The 18454-nt window shown below is 64.7% G+C and carries 16 protein-coding genes and 1 riboswitch; of the genes, 11 read left to right on the top strand and 5 right to left on the bottom strand.

From position 1 onward, the window contains the following. The first annotated feature begins 12 nt into the window (after nt 1-12). From G3572_RS08805 to G3572_RS08795, 3 genes are all read left to right on the top strand, one after another. The gene (locus tag G3572_RS08805) at nt 13-1380 is read left to right on the top strand and encodes a glutamine synthetase family protein (protein ID WP_164610861.1); all 1368 of its coding nucleotides are present in this window, start codon (nt 13-15) and stop codon (nt 1378-1380) included. 111 nt (nt 1381-1491) lie between these two features. Beyond that, nucleotides 1492-2871, top strand: a complete 1380-nt coding sequence (locus G3572_RS08800) for an aldehyde dehydrogenase family protein (protein ID WP_164610859.1) — start codon at nt 1492-1494, stop codon at nt 2869-2871. A gap of 4 nt (nt 2872-2875) precedes the next feature. Beyond that, a complete protein-coding gene (locus G3572_RS08795) occupies nt 2876-4036 on the top strand; it encodes an iron-containing alcohol dehydrogenase (RefSeq protein ID WP_164610857.1) in 1161 nt (386 codons plus the stop codon). 49 nt (nt 4037-4085) lie between these two features. Here G3572_RS08795 and G3572_RS08790 read toward each other — a convergent pair whose 3' ends face one another. From G3572_RS08790 to G3572_RS08775, 4 genes are all read right to left on the bottom strand, one after another. Next, the gene (locus tag G3572_RS08790) at nt 4086-5147 is read right to left on the bottom strand and encodes an ABC transporter ATP-binding protein (RefSeq protein ID WP_164610855.1); all 1062 of its coding nucleotides are present in this window, start codon (nt 5145-5147) and stop codon (nt 4086-4088) included. Further along, nucleotides 5147-5929: an ABC transporter permease gene (locus G3572_RS08785; protein WP_164610853.1), complete on the bottom strand. Its 783-nt coding sequence runs from the start codon at nt 5927-5929 to the stop codon at nt 5147-5149. The genes G3572_RS08790 and G3572_RS08785 overlap by 1 nt, the downstream gene beginning before the upstream one ends. After that, nucleotides 5926-6798 (bottom strand): ABC transporter permease, encoded by an 873-nt coding sequence (locus tag G3572_RS08780; protein ID WP_164610851.1) that lies wholly within the window; start codon nt 6796-6798, stop codon nt 5926-5928. Before G3572_RS08780 ends, G3572_RS08785 begins: the two co-directional genes overlap by 4 nt. A gap of 90 nt (nt 6799-6888) precedes the next feature. After that, nucleotides 6889-7989, bottom strand: coding sequence for an ABC transporter substrate-binding protein (locus G3572_RS08775; protein WP_205518647.1), 1101 nt, complete (start codon nt 7987-7989; stop codon nt 6889-6891). Between the two features lie 356 nt (nt 7990-8345). Continuing rightward, a riboswitch (cobalamin riboswitch) is annotated at nt 8346-8538 on the top strand. 135 nt (nt 8539-8673) lie between these two features. Here G3572_RS08775 and G3572_RS08770 point away from each other — a divergent pair. Genes G3572_RS08770 through G3572_RS08750 form a run of 5 tightly spaced genes read left to right on the top strand, consistent with a single transcriptional unit; the run spans nt 8674 to nt 13818 of the window. Next, nucleotides 8674-10521 (top strand): TonB-dependent receptor plug domain-containing protein, encoded by a 1848-nt coding sequence (locus G3572_RS08770; protein ID WP_164610848.1) that lies wholly within the window; start codon nt 8674-8676, stop codon nt 10519-10521. 51 nt (nt 10522-10572) lie between these two features. Beyond that, a complete protein-coding gene (locus G3572_RS08765; protein WP_164610846.1) occupies nt 10573-11421 on the top strand; it encodes an ABC transporter substrate-binding protein in 849 nt (282 codons plus the stop codon). Then, a complete protein-coding gene (locus G3572_RS08760) occupies nt 11418-12404 on the top strand; it encodes a FecCD family ABC transporter permease (RefSeq protein ID WP_164610844.1) in 987 nt (328 codons plus the stop codon). Before G3572_RS08765 ends, G3572_RS08760 begins: the two co-directional genes overlap by 4 nt. Beyond that, nucleotides 12401-13144 carry an ABC transporter ATP-binding protein gene (locus G3572_RS08755; protein WP_164610842.1) on the top strand — a complete coding sequence of 248 codons (744 nt, stop codon included), beginning with the start codon at nt 12401-12403 and terminating at the stop codon, nt 13142-13144. The genes G3572_RS08760 and G3572_RS08755 overlap by 4 nt, the downstream gene beginning before the upstream one ends. Continuing rightward, entirely contained in the window at nt 13141-13818 is a 678-nt protein-coding gene (locus tag G3572_RS08750; RefSeq protein WP_164610841.1) for an adenosylcobinamide amidohydrolase, read from the top strand. The genes G3572_RS08755 and G3572_RS08750 overlap by 4 nt, the downstream gene beginning before the upstream one ends. A gap of 7 nt (nt 13819-13825) precedes the next feature. Here G3572_RS08750 and G3572_RS08745 read toward each other — a convergent pair whose 3' ends face one another. Then, nucleotides 13826-14728 carry a GntR family transcriptional regulator gene (locus tag G3572_RS08745; protein WP_164610839.1) on the bottom strand — a complete coding sequence of 301 codons (903 nt, stop codon included), beginning with the start codon at nt 14726-14728 and terminating at the stop codon, nt 13826-13828. 162 nt (nt 14729-14890) lie between these two features. Between G3572_RS08745 and G3572_RS08740 the strand changes: the two genes are divergently transcribed. The 3 genes from G3572_RS08740 to G3572_RS08730 are packed head-to-tail and all read left to right on the top strand — an operon-like array spanning nt 14891 to nt 18419. Then, complete coding sequence (locus tag G3572_RS08740; protein WP_205518646.1) at nt 14891-15907, top strand: zinc-binding alcohol dehydrogenase family protein; 1017 nt, start codon at nt 14891-14893, stop codon at nt 15905-15907. Continuing rightward, nucleotides 15904-17424: a sugar ABC transporter ATP-binding protein gene (locus G3572_RS08735; protein ID WP_354004008.1), complete on the top strand. Its 1521-nt coding sequence runs from the start codon at nt 15904-15906 to the stop codon at nt 17422-17424. The genes G3572_RS08740 and G3572_RS08735 overlap by 4 nt, the downstream gene beginning before the upstream one ends. After that, nucleotides 17421-18419, top strand: a complete 999-nt coding sequence (locus tag G3572_RS08730; protein ID WP_164610837.1) for an ABC transporter permease — start codon at nt 17421-17423, stop codon at nt 18417-18419. The genes G3572_RS08735 and G3572_RS08730 overlap by 4 nt, the downstream gene beginning before the upstream one ends. The last annotated feature ends 35 nt before the right edge of the window (nt 18420-18454 follow it).

The following is an 18454-nucleotide window of genomic DNA, read 5'->3' as shown; positions in this document are numbered from 1 at the left end:
CGGGGAAGACGCATGCCGGGAAATCTGACGCTGGACGCTTTGCGCGAATTGGTCGACGCGGGCACGATCGACACGGTGCTGGTGGCTGCGGTCGACATGCAGGGCCGCCTGATGGGCAAGCGCTTTCACGCGGCGTTCTTCCTGAACGGCGGGCATAAGGAAACCCATTGCTGCAACTACCTGCTGGCGGTCGACATGGAGATGACGACCGTGCCGGGCTACAAATCCGCCGGCTGGGAACAAGGCTATGGCGACTACATGATGAAGCCCGATCTGGCCACCATGCGGGTTCTGCCCTGGCTGCCCGGCACGGTGCTGGTGCTGGCCGATCTGATGGATCACGCGGGCAAGGAAGACATCAGTGTCAGCCCGCGCGCCATTCTGAAACGTCAGGTCGCCCGCGCCCGTGCCATGGGCTTCGAGCCGATGATGGCGACGGAACTGGAGTTCTACATCTTCGAGAACGCCTATGAGGACCTGCGCGATGGCGGGTTGTCGCGGCTCAAGCCGATTTCGGGCTATAACGAGGATTACCACATCTTCCAGACCACCAAGGAAGAAGGGCTGATGCGCGACGTGCGCAACGGGCTCTATGCGGCGGGCATTCCGGTGGAAAACACCAAGGGCGAGGCCGATGCCGGCCAGCACGAGGTGAACTACCGCTATTCCGACGCGCTGGACACCGCCGACAACCACATCGTGGTGAAACAGGCGGTCAAGGACATTGCCCATGCCAAGGGCAAGTCGGTGACCTTCATGGCGAAGTATGACCACCGCAAGGCCGGGTCTTCGGCGCATGTGCACCAGAGCCTGTGGACCAAGGATGGCAAGGCGGCGTTCTACGACCATGACGACGCCAACGGCATGTCAGAGGTGATGAAGCATTTCCTTGCCGGCCAACTGGCGCATGCGCAGGAAATCACCGCCTTCCTCGCGCCTTACGTCAACAGCTACAAGCGCTTCACCATCGGCATGTTCGCCCCCACCAAAGCGGTGTGGAGCGCGGACAACCGCACGGCGGGATTCCGCGTGTGTGGTGCGCATACCAAGGCGGTGCGCGTCGAATGCCGCATTCCGGGCAGTGACGTGAACCCCTATCTGGCCTGCGCCGCGCTGCTGGCTGCGGGTCTGGCGGGCATCGAGGGCAAGATGGAACTGGAGCCCGAGATGAAGGGCGACATGTATTCGGCCAAGGGCATCCGCGAGATCCCGCATAACCTGCGCGAGGCGGCGGACCTGTTGAACGGCTCGGCCATGTTGCGCGCGGCCTTTGGCGATGACGTGGTCGATCATTACACCCATGCGGCCCGCTGGGAGATCGCCGAGAGCGACCGTGTGGTGACGGATTTCGAGGTGCAGCGCCTGCTCGAGCGGGCCTGACCAGGCGGTGCGTGCAAGCACGCACCCTACACGAAACGGGGTAGGGCGGGGACACCCCCGCCTTTGAGGCAAGGGAATGGCGGGGTGAGCCCCGCCCTGCGAGGACGGAACATGAAGCCGATTCAACTGATTTCTCCGGTCGATGGCCGGGTCTATGCCGAGCGTATGCCGCTGGCGCAGGGGGCCGCGGAAGCCGCTGTTGCGGCGGCGCGCGCGGCGCAAAAGCCTTGGGCGGCGCGTCCGCTGGACGAGCGGATTGCCCTGGTCAAGGCCGGTGTCGCGCGGCTGAACGAGATGAAGGATGTGATCGTCGAGGAGTTGGCATGGCAGATGGGCCGCCCCACTCGCTTTGGCGGCGAGTTTGGCGGTGTGAACGCCCGCACCGAATACATGTCCGAGATCGCCGCCGAGACGCTGGCTCGCAAGGTGGTGGAAGACAGTGACGCCTTCCGCCGCTATCTCGCGCGCGAGGCGTTGGGCGTGGTCTTCATCATCGCGCCGTGGAACTACCCTTACCTGACCACGATCAACACGCTGGTCCCTGCGCTGATCGCGGGCAACACGGTGATCCTGAAACATGCAAGCCAGACCCTTCTGGTGGGCGAGCGTCTGGCCGAGGCCTTCCACGCGGCGGGCGTGCCGGAAGATGTGTTCCAGAACATCGTGCTGGATCACGCCACCACGGAGGCGCTGATCAAGGCGCGGTCCTTCGACTTCATCAACTTTACCGGATCGGTCGGCGGCGGACAGGCGATCGAACGGGCGGCGGCTGGCACCTTCACGCCGCTCGGGCTGGAACTGGGCGGCAAGGACCCCGGCTATGTGCGGGCCGATGCCAATCTGGATGCGGCGGTGGATACCCTGATGGATGGCGCGCTGTTCAACGCGGGCCAGTGCTGCTGCGGGATCGAGCGGATCTATGTGCACGAATCGCTCTATGATGCATTTGTCGAAAAGGCGGTGGCATGGACCAACGCGCTGAAACTGGGCAACCCGTTCGACGCGGACAGCACGATGGGGCCGATGGCGCATGCCCGCTTTGCAAAGGTGGTGCGCGATCAGGTGGCCGAGGCGATTGCGGCGGGGGCAAAGCCGCTGATCGACCCCGCAAACTTCCCTGCCGACGATGGCGGGGCTTATCTCGCGCCGCAGGTGCTGGTGAATGTCGATCACACGATGCGGGTGATGACCGAGGAATCCTTTGGCCCTGTGGTCGGCATCATGAAGGTGAAGGACGACGCCGAGGCCATCGCGCTGATGAACGACAGCCAATACGGCCTGACCGCCAGCATCTGGACCGAAGATTATGACACCGCCGCCGCCATCGGCGCGCAGATCGAGACCGGCACGATTTTCATGAACCGCGCCGATTATCTCGACCCCGCGCTGTGCTGGACCGGCTGCAAGAACACGGGGCGCGGCAATTCTCTGTCCTATCTCGGGTTCCTGTCGGTGACCCGCCCGAAATCCTATCACCTCAAGAAAGTCTGACCCCATGTCGCATGGCGTGCCTTCCCGCAACTGGTCTTATCCGACCGCAATCAAATTCGGTGTCGGCCGGATTTCCGAACTGGCCGATCATGCCAAAAGCATCGGCCTGAAAAAGCCGCTGCTGGTGACCGACAAGGCGCTGGCCAGCCTGCCGATCACGGCGGAAGCCCTGTCGGTGCTGGAAGCTGCCGGCCTTGGCCGCGCGGTGTTCTCCGATGTGGACCCGAACCCGAACGAGAAGAACATGGCCGACGGGATCAAGGTCTATCTGGCCGGCGGCCATGATGGCGTGATCTGCTTTGGCGGCGGCTCGGCGCTGGACCTTGGCAAGATGATCGCCCTGATGGCGCATCAGCGCGCCGATCTGAGCGTCTGGGATCTGGAGGACATCGACGACTGGTATACCCGCGCCGATGCCGACAAGATCGCGCCGATCCTTGCGGTGCCGACGACCGCCGGAACGGGGTCGGAAGTGGGGCGCGCGGGCGTTCTGACCAATTCCGAAACCCATAAGAAAAAGATCATCTTCCACCCCAAACTGATGCCTGCGGTCACGCTCTGCGATCCGGCGCTGACGGTGGGGATGCCGAAGTTCATCACCGCGGGCACCGGCATGGATGCGCTGGCCCATTGCCTCGAGGCCTATTGCAGCCCGTTCTATCACCCGATGAGTCAGGGCATCGCGCTGGAAGGCATGCGGCTGGTGTTCGAGAACCTGCCCGTGGTCTATCAGGAGCCCGGCAATCTGATGGCGCGCGGGCATATGATGTCTGCGGCGGCAATGGGGGCGGTTGCGTTCCAGAAGGGCCTTGGCGCGATCCACTCGCTGTCGCACCCTGTGGGCGCGGTCTATGGCACCCACCACGGCACCACTAATGCCGTCGTCATGCCGATGGTGCTCGACTTCAACCGTCACGCCATCGAAGACCGTATCAACGCCGCCGCTGCCTATCTGGGCATTGCGGGCGGCTTTGACGGCTTCCGCGCCAAGATCATGGAACTGCGTGCGGCGCTGGCCATTCCGGCAAACCTGACCGCGATGGGCGTCAAGGCAGAGGATCTGGAGCGTCTGACCGACATGGCGCTGGAAGATCCGTCTTGCGGGGGCAACCCTGTTGAGATGACGCGCGAGAATACCCGCGCGCTGTTTGACGCCTGCATGTAAGGCAGAGACGCGGGCAAGGGCGGGGAACCCCCCCGCCCTTTGCCTGACTTTACGCTCGCAACTGAATGAAATCGCGGCCCGACAGGCTGACCTCGATCATGCTGCCGACGGTCGGCGGCGGCGTATCGGGGCGGTTGAAGGTGTCAAGCGACACATCCGTTCCGGCCACATCGGCGCGCAGGCGGATGACCGAGCCCATGAAATGCACATCGGTGACCTTTGCGGGCAGCAGAGCCTCGGCATCGGCGAGGCGGCCGAGGCGCAGCGCCTCGGGGCGCAGGGCGACTGTCAGCGTCTCGCCCGTCCGCGCCGAAAGCGGAGCATCCGGCAGGGTCAGGTCTTGGCCCGCCAGCGCGACGCGGCCCGTCGCGGGGTCTGTCACCCGCACCTCGAAGGTGTTGAGCGTGCCGACGAAGTTGGCGACAAACTTGGTGCGGGGGCGGTTGTAGATTTCAAACGGCGCGCCGACTTGATCGGCGACACCGCCATTCATCACCACGATGCGGTCGGAAATGCTCATCGCCTCTTCCTGATCGTGGGTCACGAAGATGGTGGTGATCCCGAGATCCTGCTGGATCTGCCGGATCTGGTTGCGCAAGGACACCCGCACCTTGGCATCCAGCGCCGAGAGCGGTTCATCAAGCAGCAGCACCGAGGGGCGCGGCGCCAGCGCGCGCGCCAGCGCCACGCGTTGCTGTTGCCCGCCCGAAAGCTGGAAGGGAAAGCGCCCGCCCATTTCCGACAGGCCGATCAGCGCCAGCATCTCGGCCACGCGGGCATCGCGCTCGGCACGCGGCACGCCTTTCACCCGCAGCCCGAAGGCCACGTTGTCGGCAACGGTCATGTTGGGAAACAGCGCATAGGCCTGAAACATCATGCCGATATTGCGGGAATTGGCCTTGAGAGAGGTTACATCCCGGCCGTCAATCGTGATGCCGCCTGCGGTGGGTGTTTCAAACCCCGCGACCATGCGCAAAACCGTGGTCTTGCCGCAGCCTGACGGGCCGAGAAGCGAGATGAACTCGCCCTTTTCCACCGACAGGTTGAAATCCTTGACCACGCGGTTCGCGCCAAAGCTCTTCTCAAGATGGGTGAGGGTCAGGAAGGACATCAGGCTTTCGCCCTTTCGTGTTTGGAAAAGCGTGTGACAAGCTGCATCAGGCCCATGCAACCCCAGGTGATGGCAAAGGCGATCACGGCCAGTGCGGGCGGTTCATAGGCGCGGTTGGCACCCAGAAGCTGCATGAAGGGGCCGAAGGCAGGGCGGTTGAGCAGCGCCGCCATGGTGAATTCGCCAAGGACGATGGCAAGCGTCAGAAACGCGCCCGACAGCACGGCGACCATCACATTGGGCAGGATGATCCGCGACAATATGGTGATCCAGCCTGCGCCAAGGCTTTGCGCGGCCTCGGTCAGCGTGGCCACGTCAATCGTGCGCAGACCCGTATCGACAGACCGATACATGTAGGGCAGGGCAAGGGTGGTATAGCCCATCGTCAGCAGGATGTCGGTGCCAAGGGCCGAGCCGGTGAGCGGCAGGAAACTCGAGGTGTTGTAAAGCCGGATATAGCCGAACACGATCACGATGGCCGGAATCACCAGCGGCAGAAGGGTGATGAATTCGATCACCGGCCGCGCCTGCGGCAGCTTCAGCCGCACCCAATAGGCGGTCGGCACCACAAGCAACACGCCAACGACGATGGTCGCGGCGGCAAGGATCAGCGAATAGCTGAACGTATCCCAGAAGCGCTGGTCCTCGAACACGCGGCGATAGGCGTCGAAGGAATATTCGCCGCGCCGCATCTTCAGGCTGAACTCTGTCATCCCGATCAGGGGAAGGGCAAAGAACAGGCATCCCAGAAGAAAGGTGCCCCATGCGAAAAAGCGGGTCATTTCAGCCACCTTTCAGAGCGCACGCGCAGCCAGATATACAGGAAGTTGGCCAGCGCGGTGATGACGATCATGCCAAAGGCCAGCGCATAGCCAAGGTTCGGGTTGCCCAGCACATCGCCCCGGATTTGCGCGAACAGCTTGATCGGCACGATGTTAAGCTGCGGCCCCGTCAGTGCAAAGGCGGTGGCGACCGCGCCGAAGGCATTGGCAAACAGCAACGCGAAGGTGCCGAGCAGCGACGGGAACAGGATTGGCAGCGCCACCATGCGCCAGTATTGCGCGCCCGTCGCCCCCAGCACCGCCGCCGCCTCGCGCCATTCGCGCTTCAGCCCGTCGAGCGCCGGAATGATGATGAGGATCATCAGCGGGATCTGGAAGAACAGATAGGTGATGACGAGGCCCCAGAAGGACAAAAGGTTGAACCCCATCGCCCGCAGGTTGATGCCGAATTCGGTCCGCAGCCAGACCGTGACCAGCCCCACCGGGCCGAGGGTTGCGATGAAGGCAAAAGCCAGCGGCACGCCCGCGAAGTTGGAGGCAACGCCCGAGAAGGTGACAAGCGGGTTGCGCACGCCCTTGGGCATGCCGCCGAACACCACCGCCGCCGCCATGGCAAAGCCGATGGCACAGCCCAGAAGCGCGGTCACGAAGGACAGCTTGATCGAGGTCCAATAGGCCGAGCGGATGGAAGGAGTGTTCAGGTCCAGCAGGTTTTGCAGGGTGAAGCCGCCATCGGGGGTCTGGAACGCACCGACCACGATCTTCATGGTGGGCAGGATCAGGAACAGCACTGCAAAAACGACAAAGGGCAGAATGCCCAACCATTCAAGCGGCAGGCGAAGGCGCTGGCCCCCTGTTTGCTTTGGCATCACATTCCCCTGTGGTCCGAGGCACTTGGCGGCCCCTTTTTCCGAAACGGGTGCCTGCCCGGTGCGAAACCGGGCAGGCGGGTTCAGATGTTACTGAACGTTTGCGCCGACGACAGCATCCCAGCCACCGACAACAGCGGCCTTGTTTGCGTCAACTTCTTCCAGCGTCGGGAAGTAGGCGGCCTCATAGGCTTCGGCCGGGGGCAGCGCTTCCATCAGGTCGGCTGGCAGTTTGCCTGCGGCGGCCATCGCGTTGAAGCGTGCGGGGTGGCAGTAGCCCTTCAGCCAGCCAAGCTGACCTTCGTCGGAATAGAGGTATTCCATCCACAGCTTGGCGGCGTTGGGCTGCGGCGCATAGGCGCTGATCGCCTGCACATAGACCCCGGCCAGAACGCCGGATTTCGGCACGACGACTTCCACCGGCGGGTTGCCGGCCAGCGTGTCGCGGGCGGCCAGTGCGTTATAGTCCCACATGATGACGATCGGGGTGGTGCCTTGGGCCAGCGTGCCGGCCTTGCCGATGACCGGCACGAAGTTGCCCGCGTCGTTCAGCGCCTTGAAGAACTCCAGCCCTGCCTTGCCGGCAGCTTCGCCCGGAGCGGCCCCGGTCGAAAGGCCAGCCGCCTGAACGCCCAGAATCGCCTGGTTCGAGGCACGCGGATCGCCTGCCAGTGCCACCATGCCCGCATATTCCGGCTTGAGCAGATCGGCCCAGTCCTGCGGCACGTTCTCGACGATGTCGGTGTTCACGAGGAAGGACATCACGCCATAGTAGTCGGCATACCAATGGCCTTCGGGGTCCTTGATCGCATCGGGGATTTCGTCCCAGGTGGCGACCTTGTAGGGCTGGGTCAGACCTTCGGCCTTGGCTTGCGGGCCAAAGGCCAGACCGACGTCGATCACGTCGGGGGCCTGCGGGCCCTTGTTGTCCTTGTTGGCCTTGATGGCCTCGATCTCGTCAGCCGAGCCTGCGTCGGGGTTCAACTCGTTCACGGTGATTTCCGGATACTTCGCCTTGAACCCGGCGATCACGTCGCCATAGCCGCACCAGTCATGCGGCAGGGCGATGGTCGACAGCATGCCTTCGGCCTTGGCCGCGGCCTCGATTTCGGCCAGAGATTGCGCCGAGGCCAGCGGCGCGCTCAGCACCAGCGCAAGGCCGGTCGTCAGCCCAAGCAGTTTCTTCGTCATCATAAGAGTCTCTCCCGGTTGATCGTTTCGTTCCCGCTTGTCACCCATTTCCGGCTGCCCGACCGACCGGAATGGATTCGCGGCTTATCGGAGAAGGTTAAAGGTGTGCGAGCGAGTCAGACAAGCGCTCTATCGACGTCTTGTGACAATTTTTTCACAAGAAACCCCGCTGAAACAATTATATCGACCGTTCTTGTCACCCTCTTGCCCTGAAAACCCGGCAAACGCCCTGCCACTGTGCAAATTGGCACAGTCGCGCCGCTTTGGCGCCCGAAGTTGCAACCCTCGGCGACGCGGCTGCAAGACCTTTGTGGCAGGGGTCTAATCTCTGCCTTGACTTTGGGCATCGCCGCTCCATAGAAACGCCGCATCCAAGTTCCGGTCGCAAGCCGGATGAAAAGGGAACACGGAAAGGCCTTGCCTTTGGCCGTGGCTGCCCCCGCAACTGTGAGCGGTGAGCGACGTCGCATATACCACTGGGGCAACCCGGGAAGGTCGACCGAGCGAAGACCCGTGAGCCAGGAGACCTGCTTGGATGATCACCCTTTCCGGGCGCGGGGCGCGCCACGGAGGCGGTTATTCCGCAGCGGTGACGAAATCTCATCGTCTGTGGAAGCGTGATCGCTTTCCCGGATCAATTCGTATTGCGGGTCAATGACCCGTTCGGGACAAGGAACGGACAAGATGCACGGCATCTCTCGACTGGCACTTCTTTCTGCGCTGGCCGCTTCGGCGGCTGCCGCTCCGGCACTGGCGCAAGGCAGCGACGATATCGCGCTGGACACCATCACCGTGATCGCGTCGAGCGAACCCGTGCCGCTGGGGCGCACCGGGGCCACGGTGAATGTAGTGTCGGCGGATGAACTGCAACAGGCGGGCAACCAGTCGGCTGCGGTGCTTCTGTCGCGGCTTCCGGGGGTCAGCATGTCGCGCAATGGCGGGCTTGGCACGTCAACCGCGCTGCGGCTGCGCGGGCTTTCGGGGCCCTACATCGGGGTGCGGATCGACGGCATTGACGTGGCCGATCCGTCGGGCACCCAATGCGCCTATGATTTCGGCTCCACCACCTCGGGCGGGTTGTCGCGGATCGAGGTGCTGCGCGGATCGCAATCGGCACTGTTCGGGTCCGAGGCGATTGGCGGGGTGGTCGACATCACCACCTTCCGCGCCACCGAAGAAGGCACCGAGGCGCGCGTCGCGCTGGAAGCCGGATCGAACGCCAGCTTTGGCGGCACCGCCTCGGTCGGCGTCAAGACAGATCGTGCCGAGCTGGCCTTCAGCCTGTCGCGCAGCGTGACGGACGGCATTTCGGCCTATGCCTACGGCACCGAGGATGACGCATTCCGCGCCACCACCTTGTCGTTCTACGGCTCTTATGCCGCGACCGACGCGCTCACCATCGGGCTGAACGGGTTTGCCCGCGACAGCTTTACCGAGTTTGACAGCCAGTATCGCGATACGGCGGAAACGGAAAACGGCAAGCTGCGCGGCATCCGCGCCTTTGCCACGCTGGATGTCGTCGGCACGCAGCACGAATTGTCCTTTGCCCGCACCACGACCGAACGCGATTATCCTCTGGGCTGGGTGCAGCTTTACACCGGAGAGCGCGAACAGCTTGCCTATAAAGGGCGCTGGCAGGCCAATGACATGGCGTCGCTCAACTGGGGTCTCGACCACACCGAGGAAAGCTTTGGCGCGGGCAGCGATCGCGGCAAATCGCGCACCACATCGGCGCTGGCCGAACTGCTTTACGCACCGAATGACGCGCTCGATCTGTCGCTGGCGCTGCGGCGGGACGAGCACAGCGAGTTTGGCGGCCAGACTTCGGGCCGCGCCGCGCTTGCCTATCGCCCGACCGGCGACTGGGTGATCCGCGCTGTGGCAGGCACCGGATTCCGCGCGCCGTCGCTGTATGAACTTTACGGTCCCTTCGGCACCCGCACCCTCAAGCCCGAGGAAAGCCGCAGCTTTGAACTCGGGGCGGAATATCTGCTGCCGAATGGCGGATCGGTGCAGGCGACGCTGTTCGACACCCGCATCGAGGACAAGATCGATTTCGTCGGCAGCCGCTACAACCAGACCTCGGGCACCACGCGGACACGCGGGCTGGAGCTGATAGGGCGGGCACCGATTGCCAACGGCTGGGAAGTGTTCGGAAACTACACCTTTACCGATGCCACGCTGGTTTCGCGCACGGGCGTCAAGAGCGACGCCATCCGCGTGCCGCGGCATGATCTGGTGCTGGGCGTCGAAGGGCGGCTGGCCGACGGATGGTCGGGCATGGTGACGGTGCAGCATGTGGCCGGGATCAAGGACGACTATTACGACACGTCCATCCCGCCGTTCGGGGCCACCCGTCGCCTTGCGCTGAAGGATTACACCATCGCCAATCTCAGCGTGAATTACGACATCAACGACAAGACATCGGCCTATCTGCGGGTCGAGAACCTGTTCGACACCAAATATCAGACGGTGAAGGATTACGGCCAGCCCGGGCGGTCGGTCTTTGTCGGACTGGCGGCCAAGTTCTGAGGCAGTTGAACCGGGCGGCGCGGGCCGCCCGGTTCTTACAAAGGAAGTTCCATGTTCGCACGGGTGCCAAAGCTGATCGGCGGGCTGGCCTGCGCCGCCTTCTGGGTGGCGGCTGCGGCTTCTGCTTTGGCTGAGGCCCCCGGGCGGGTGGTGTCGATCAACCTCTGCACCGACCAGCTTGCCATGTTGCTTGCCGCCCCCGGCCAGTTGGTTTCGGTGTCTTTCCTTGCGCAAGATCCGCGCTCTTCGGTCATGGTCGATGCGGCAATGGCCTATCCGTCCAACCGCGCCCTGGCGGAAGAGGTCTATCTTCTGAAACCCGATCTTGTGCTGGCGGGCAGCTTCAGCGCCACGGCCACCGTTGCCATGCTGGAGCGGCTGGGGATTCCCGTAATCACTTTCCCTCCACCGTCCTCGCTGGAGGATGTGCGGCAGGGCATGGTGGATATGGGCGCTGCCTTGGGGCGCGAGGCAGAGGCAGCGGCGATGCTGGCGCGGTTTGATGACGGTCTGGCGCAGGTGGTCGCGCCTGACCCGGCCCACGGCCCCGTTGCCGCGACCTATGCCGCCAGCGGCTACACCCCCGGCGCGGACAGCCTGTCCGGCGACATCATCCGCGCCGCCGGCTTCCGGCATCTGGCGGCGGAACTGGGCCTGACCCACGGCGGCTTTGTCCCGCTCGAGGCGCTGATCCTTTCCGCGCCCGATCTGGTGGTGGTGGGCGACACCTATCCCGGCAATTCGCGCGCCGAAGAAATCCTCTCGCACCCCGCGCTGGCCCAATTGCCCGGCGGGCGCGAAACGCTTGAAGACCGTGACTGGGTCTGCGGCCTTCCCGGTGTGGTCGATGCGGTTGGCCGCATGCGGGCGGTGCGGGCACGGATCGGGTCCGCGCCATGAGCTATCGCCATCTGATCGCCGCTTTGACCATGCTGGTTGTCGCCCTTTTCGCGCTGTCGCTGGTCACGGGCGTGGCCCGTGTCGGCCCCGGCGAAAGCCTTGCCGCGCTTTTCCGCGATGATGGCGGGCCGCTGACGATGGTCATGCGAGAAATCCGCCTGCCGCGCGCCATATTGGCGGTGATGATCGGGGTCAGCCTTGGCCTGTCAGGCGCGGCGATGCAGGGGTTTTTGCGCAACCCGCTGGCCGAACCGGGGCTGATCGGGGTGTCATCCTCGGCGGCGCTGGGCGCGGTTCTGGCGCTGCAAACCGGATTTGCCGCCAGCTTCGCGCTGGCCTTGCCGGTGGCCGCGCTGGTCGGCGCGCTGGTCGGCGTCGGGGCTATCTTGTTCCTCGCAGGGCCGGGGGGCGGGGCCTTTACGCTTATCCTCGCGGGCATCGCGCTTTCGGCGCTGACGGGGGCGCTGACCTCGCTGGTGCTGAACCTGTCGCCCAACCCCTTTGCGGCCAATGAAATCGTGTTCTGGATGATGGGCTCGCTGGCCGACCGCTCCTTTGACCATGTGCTGATGGCGCTGCCGATCATGGCCCTTGGCTGGCTGGCGCTGGCCCGCACGGGGCGCGGGCTGGAGGCGCTGACGCTGGGTGAAGATGCCGCCGCGTCGATGGGGGTCGATCTGGCGCGGCTGCGGCTGATCCTGCTGGGCGGGGTGGCGGCCTCGGTCGGGGCGGCGACGGCGGTGGCGGGGGCCATCGGCTTTGTCGGGCTTGTGGTGCCGCATCTCTTGCGCCCCTTGGTGGGCGGGCGTCCGTCGCGCCTGCTCTTGGCCTCGGCGCTTGGCGGTGCGGCGCTGGTGCTGGCGGCGGATATCGCGGTGCGGATGGTGCTGCCGGGGCGCGATCTGAAACTGGGGGTGCTGATGGCGCTGGTCGGCGCGCCGGTCTTCCTCAACCTGATCTGGCGCATGCGGGGGCAGTCATGACCCTGCTGCGGCTGGACAATCTGACCGTGCGGCGCGGGCCTTGCGCCGTACTGTCGCATGTGTCTCTGACCGTCGGCGCGGGGGAATGCGTCGGGCTGATCGGCCCGAACGGGGCGGGCAAGACCACGCTGATGCGCGCCGCGCTCGGGCTGATGCCCGCCGAAGGCACCGCATCGCTGGCGGGCCTGACTGCCGCGGCGCGGGCCGCGCAGGCCGCGTGGTTGCCGCAATCGCCGCAGATCGCATGGCCGGTCAGCGTGCGCCATCTGGTCAGCCTTGGCGCAATGGCGCGCGGGCGTCCGGCGGATCACCCGACCGTGCAGCGCGCGCTGGACCGTATGGCGCTTGGCCCCTTTGCCGGGCGCACCGCCAATGGGCTTTCGGGGGGCGAGCAGGCGCGGGTGCTGATCGCGCGCGCGCTGGCACAGGATACGCCGCTGCTCATGGCTGACGAGCCGACCGCCGGACTGGACCCCGCGCAGCAGATCCGCACCATGCGGGTGTTCCGCGATCTGGCCGCAGAGGGCCATTCGGTGGTGGTGTCGTTGCACGATCTGGGGCTTGCCGCGCGTCATTGCACGCGGATCATCGTCCTGCATGCCGGGGGGGTCGCTGCGGACGGGCCACCGGATGCTGTGCTGACCGATGCCCTTATGGCGCGTGTCTTCGGCATTACCGCCTATCGCGCGGAAACGGCGGCGGGCGCGGTGTTCTTTCCGATGGATACGGTCGCGCCATGATGACCCTTTCACTGCACCGGCCCTGGCTTGTGGCCGACCTTGGCGCGCCGCGCCGCGTCCTGTCCTTTGCCCCGCACCGCCCCGGTTTTGTGACCGCGCGGCACGTGGTGTGGCGCGAGGTGCGCGATGCCGACCTGACGCCCGATCTGGATGTCGCCGACTGGTTCACGCGCGATCTTGCGCAGCAGGGCCACACATCTTCTGTCGGCATGCTGACATCGCGCGATGTGGCGCGCTATGTGCTGGCCGAGGCCGAGACAGAGGGACAGCGCGCCACCTGTCTGGCGACGGTGGGGCTGGGCAATGCCGAGGCGGTGGGCTCGCGGCGCGCGGTGAACGGTATCGGATGGTCTACCCATTATGGCACGATCAACCTGCTGGTGCAGATTGATATCGGTCTGACCGAAGCCGCCCAGATCGAGGCCCTGACCATCGCCGCGCAGGCGCGCACGGCGGCGGTTCTGGATTGCGGGCTGCGCCTGCCGGGGGGCGAGCGGGCGACCGGCACCGGCACCGACTGCATCGCCATAGCCGCAGATCAGGGCAATGTAGCCTTCACGGGCCTGCACACCGCAGCCGGAGAAGTGATCGGCCGCGCGGTCTATCTGGCGGTGTCCAAGGGGGCAAGCGACTGGGTGGCCGAAAACGGCGGCACGGCGCGCGGCTATCCCTAGAGCCGCGCTAGGCCAGATGATGCCCGCGCATCGACGAAAGGAGCGTTTCCTTCGATGTCGCCAGATGCGCCCGCGCCCGCGCCTCGGCCTCGGCGCCGTCTCGGGCCTGCAGGGCGTTGATGATGGTCAGATGCTCGCGGATCGCCGCTTCGTTCCGGTAGCGTTCCATCGTCTTGTCCCACTGGTAGTGGTAGTGGAAGATCAGCGAGATCACCTTTTGGAACTCTGCCACGAAACGGTTGCGGACGACCGAATTCACCAGAGCATGGAACCGCCCGTCCAGCCGCGAAAAATCGTGAAAGTCGCGCTCGATGCGATGCAGAAGATCCAGATGCTCGTCGCGCACCGCGCTTAGGGCGGCCCATGCCGGATGGTCGTCCGGAAGTGCGGCAAAGACACGGATGGCATTCAACTCCAGCACCTGCCGGAACTCTGACAACTCGACTGCGTAATCAGCGGTAAAGCCCAAAAGCCGCCAGCCGCCCCGTGCCCGCCGTTCGATCAGGCCCGATTGCCCCAGACTGGCCAGAAACTCCTGCAAGGCATGCGGCGGCACCATGAACTGGCGGGCCAGTTGCGTGATGTTCAGCGCGGTTCCCGCCGGAACGTCAAAACGCAGCACCCAATCCAGAAACCGCGCCTCAAGCTCGTCGCGGCCGATGTAGTCTTCGCGGAGGGGCAAGCGGTCTTTGGTATTGGGACGGCGGAGCATCCGCTTGTCGCGGCCGCTGCCCGTGATGATGCCATCCGAACCCAGCTTTTGCATGACCGAACGGATTACGGTGCGCGAGACCCCGAGACGCGCGGCCAACTGCACCTCCGAGGGCAGACCATCGCCCACCGCCATTGCCGAAAGCATGTCCAGCATGGCGTTGTGCGACTGGCGAAAGCGGGTGTCGGTGCGTGCCATCCGGTCCTTCCCCGAGCGGCGGAAAGGCCCGCCCTGTTTCTATGCATTAAAAAATTAAAAACAGTTGGCAAGCCTGAATCGGCAAGTCATGGTGTCTTTAATGATAAAAATCACCGGCTGAGTCGGGGATGCGATCAGCAACCTTGGGAGGGGTTTCGGATCATGGATGGCTCGGTCGCCCAGACCATGCTGTGTGGCACCTGCGCTGCGCCCGGCACCTTTGCGCTGGAGCCGCGCCCGCTGCCGCAGACCGCGCCCGAAGGCTGGGTTCTGGTCGATATCGACGCCGTGGGCCTGTGCGGCACCGACTTTCACATCTTCGAAGGCAAGCATCCGTTTCTGGCCTATCCGCGCGTGATCGGTCACGAGCTTTCGGGTCATGTCGCGCAGACGGCGGCAGGTTGGCCCAAAGGCAGGCCGGTGGTGATCAACCCCTATCTGTCCTGCGGCACTTGCATCGCCTGTCGCAAGGGCAAGCCCAACTGTTGCACCGATATTGCCGTGCTGGGTGTCCACCGCGACGGCGGCATGTGCGCCCGTATCGCGGTGCCTGCGGGCAATCTTTACGACGCCACCGGCCTGCCCGAAGGCGCGGCGGTGCTGACGGAGTTTCTGGCCATCGGCGCGCATGCGGTGCGCCGCGCCGCGCCCCAACGGGGCGATGCGGTCTTGGTCACCGGAGCGGGGCCGATCGGCCTTGGCACGGCGCTGTTTGCGCGCGCCCGCGGGGCAAAGGTGCATCTGCGCGATGCAAGCGCGGCGCGGCTTCAGGCGGCGGCCGGCTTTGGCTTTGCCGATCTGCATGGTGTTGAAGACCTGCTGCCGCCAGACGGTTTTGATGTGGTTTTTGACGCCACCGGAAACGCCCGCGCCATTCAGGCCGGATTTGCCCATGTCGCGCATGGCGGCACCTACTGCCTTGTGTCGGTGGTCAAGGATGACATCACCTTTTCGGACCCCGAATTCCACAAGCGCGAAATGACCCTGATGGGCAGTCGCAACGCCACTGACGAAGATTTCGCCGCCGTCATGCAAGCCTTGCGCGATGGCACCGTCGACGCCGCGCGCCTGATCTCGGAAACCCTGCCGCTGGCCGATCTTCCTGCCCGCTTCCCCGCGCTGGTTGCCAACCGCGAGGCGCTCATCAAGGTCGTCGTGAAAATCGGGGGGCAGGCGTGACCCATCTTGTCCGCATGACTGCAGTCGACAAGCATTTCCCCGGCGTCCATGCGCTGAAATCGGCGCAGTTTGACCTTATGCCGGGCGAGGTGCATGCGCTTATGGGCGAAAACGGCGCGGGCAAGTCGACGCTGATGAAGGTGCTGTCGGGCATCTACCAGCCCGATGGCGGCACGGTCGAGGTGTCGGGTGCCTCTGTCACCATCAGCGGCCCACGGGCGGCGCAGGCGCTGGGCATCGGGATCATCCATCAGGAACTGGCGCTGATGAATGATCTGACCGTCGCGCAGAACATCTTCATCGGACGCGAACCCCGCCGCAGCTTTGGCCGTCTGGACGAGGCGCAGCTGAACGCCGACGCCGCCGCGATCTTTGCGCAGATGAAGGTGCATATCGACCCGCAGGCCGAAGTGCGCACGCTTTCGGTGGCCAAGCAGCAGATGGTGGAAATCGCCAAGGCGCTGTCCTTCCGCTCGCGTATCCTCATCATGGACGAACCCACCGCCGCGCTGAACGAGGCAGAGACGAACGAGCTTTTTGCCATCATCCGGGGGCTGAAGGCCGAAGGCGTGGGCGTGGTCTATATCAGCCACAAGATGGACGAGATCCGCCGTATTTCCGACCGCGTGACCATCATGCGCGACGGGGCCTATGTAGGCACCGTGCATGCCGCCGATACCCCGATCGAGACGATCATCAGCATGATGGTGGGCCGCGAGCTTGAAGCGGTGCATGTCGATATTCCCGACCTCTCCACGGCGCCGGTGGCACTCGAGGTGCGGGGTCTGAACCGGGGCCGCGCCATCCGCGATGTGGGGTTCAGCCTGAAACGTGGCGAGATCCTCGGCTTTGCGGGGCTGATGGGGGCCGGACGCACCGAGGTGGCCCGCGCGATCTTTGGTGCCGATCCGCGCGACAGCGGCGAGATCATCGTGCATGGCAAGCCCGCCAGCATCCGCACCCCCAAGGACGCTGTGGCCGCAGGCATCGGCTATCTGTCCGAAGACCGCAAACACTTTGGCCTCGCGCTTGGTCTGGATGTGCGCGCCAATGTCGGCATGACCAGCCTCGAGCGTTTTGCCAACGCGATGGGCGTGCTGGACGAGGCTGCGCTGGAGAAAACCGCGCGCGATTATATCGCCCAACTCGCCATCCGCACACCGTCGGACCGGCAGGAGGTGCGGCTGCTGTCGGGCGGCAACCAGCAAAAGATCGTCATCGCCAAATGGCTGCTGCGCGACTGCGACATCCTCATCTTCGATGAGCCCACGCGCGGCATCGATGTGGGCGCCAAGGCGGAAATCTACCGCCTGATGCAGGCGCTCGCCGCAGATGGCAAAGCCATCATCGTCATCAGTTCCGAACTGCCCGAGGTGCTGCGCCTGTCGCACCGCATTGCCGTCATGTGCGAAGGCCGGTTGACCGGCATCCTGCCCGGCGGCCCGTCCACAAGTCAGGAAGACATCATGCGACTGGCCACCGTCCGGCACAGCGCACCCGAGGAGGCCACAGCATGACAACCCTTCCCGCCGCCACACCGGCCCGCAAACCCGCCTCTGGCGCGCAGCAAAAGCTGCTGGCCTTCGCCAGCCTGATCGCGCTTCTGGTGTTCTTCTCGCTGGCCTCGCCGAATTTCCTGCAAACCTCGAACATTCTGGCGATCCTGCAGGCCACCTCGGTCAACGGGGTGCTGGCGATTGCCGCAACGCTGGTCATCATCACAGGGGGCATCGACCTGTCGGTCGGCACGTTGATGACCTTTTGTGCGGTCATGGCCGGGGTGATCCTGACCAATGCCGGAATGCCGCTGCCCTTGGGCGTTCTGGGGGCGATCGCGGTGGGGGCGATCTGCGGCACCATTTCGGGCACGCTGGTGGCCAAGATGAAGATTCCGCCCTTCATCGCCACCTTGGGCATGATGCTGATCCTCAAGGGCCTGTCGCTGATCATTTCCGGCACCAAGCCGATCTACTTCAACGACACCCCCGGATTTTCGGAGATCTCCACCGGATCGCTGATCGGCAAGGTGTTTCCCGCCGTGCCGGTCCCCAATGGCGTGCTGATCCTGTTCATTCTGGCGCTGGTGATCGGCTATGTGCTGAACCGCACCGTGCTGGGCCGCTATTGCTTTGCGCTCGGGTCCAACGAAGAGGCGGTGCGCCTGTCGGGCGTCAACACCGACGCGTGGAAGATCGCCATCTACGCTCTGGCGGGCAGCATCTGCGGCATCGCGGGCCTGATCATCGCCTCGCGCCTCAACTCGGCGCAGCCCGCGCTGGGGCTCGGGTATGAACTCGATGCGATTGCCGCGGTGGTGATCGGCGGCACCTCGCTTGCGGGTGGTCGCGGGTCCATCCTCGGCACCATGATCGGTGCGCTCATCATGGCGGTGCTGCTGAACGGCCTGCGCGTGATGTCCGTGGCGCAAGAATGGCAGACGGTTGTGACCGGGGCCATCATCATCGCCGCCGTTTACGCCGATATGCTGCGCCGCCGCCGCGCGGCCAGCTAAGAACACCAACCAGAGGGCGACGAACGCCCCGCATC

The sequence above is a fragment of the Pseudotabrizicola algicola genome (genome assembly GCF_010915705.1).
Classification (GTDB): Bacteria; Pseudomonadota; Alphaproteobacteria; order Rhodobacterales; family Rhodobacteraceae; genus Pseudotabrizicola; species Pseudotabrizicola algicola.
The sequence above is the reverse complement of the archived record's forward strand: the minus strand, read 5'-3'. Positions and strand labels throughout refer to the sequence as shown.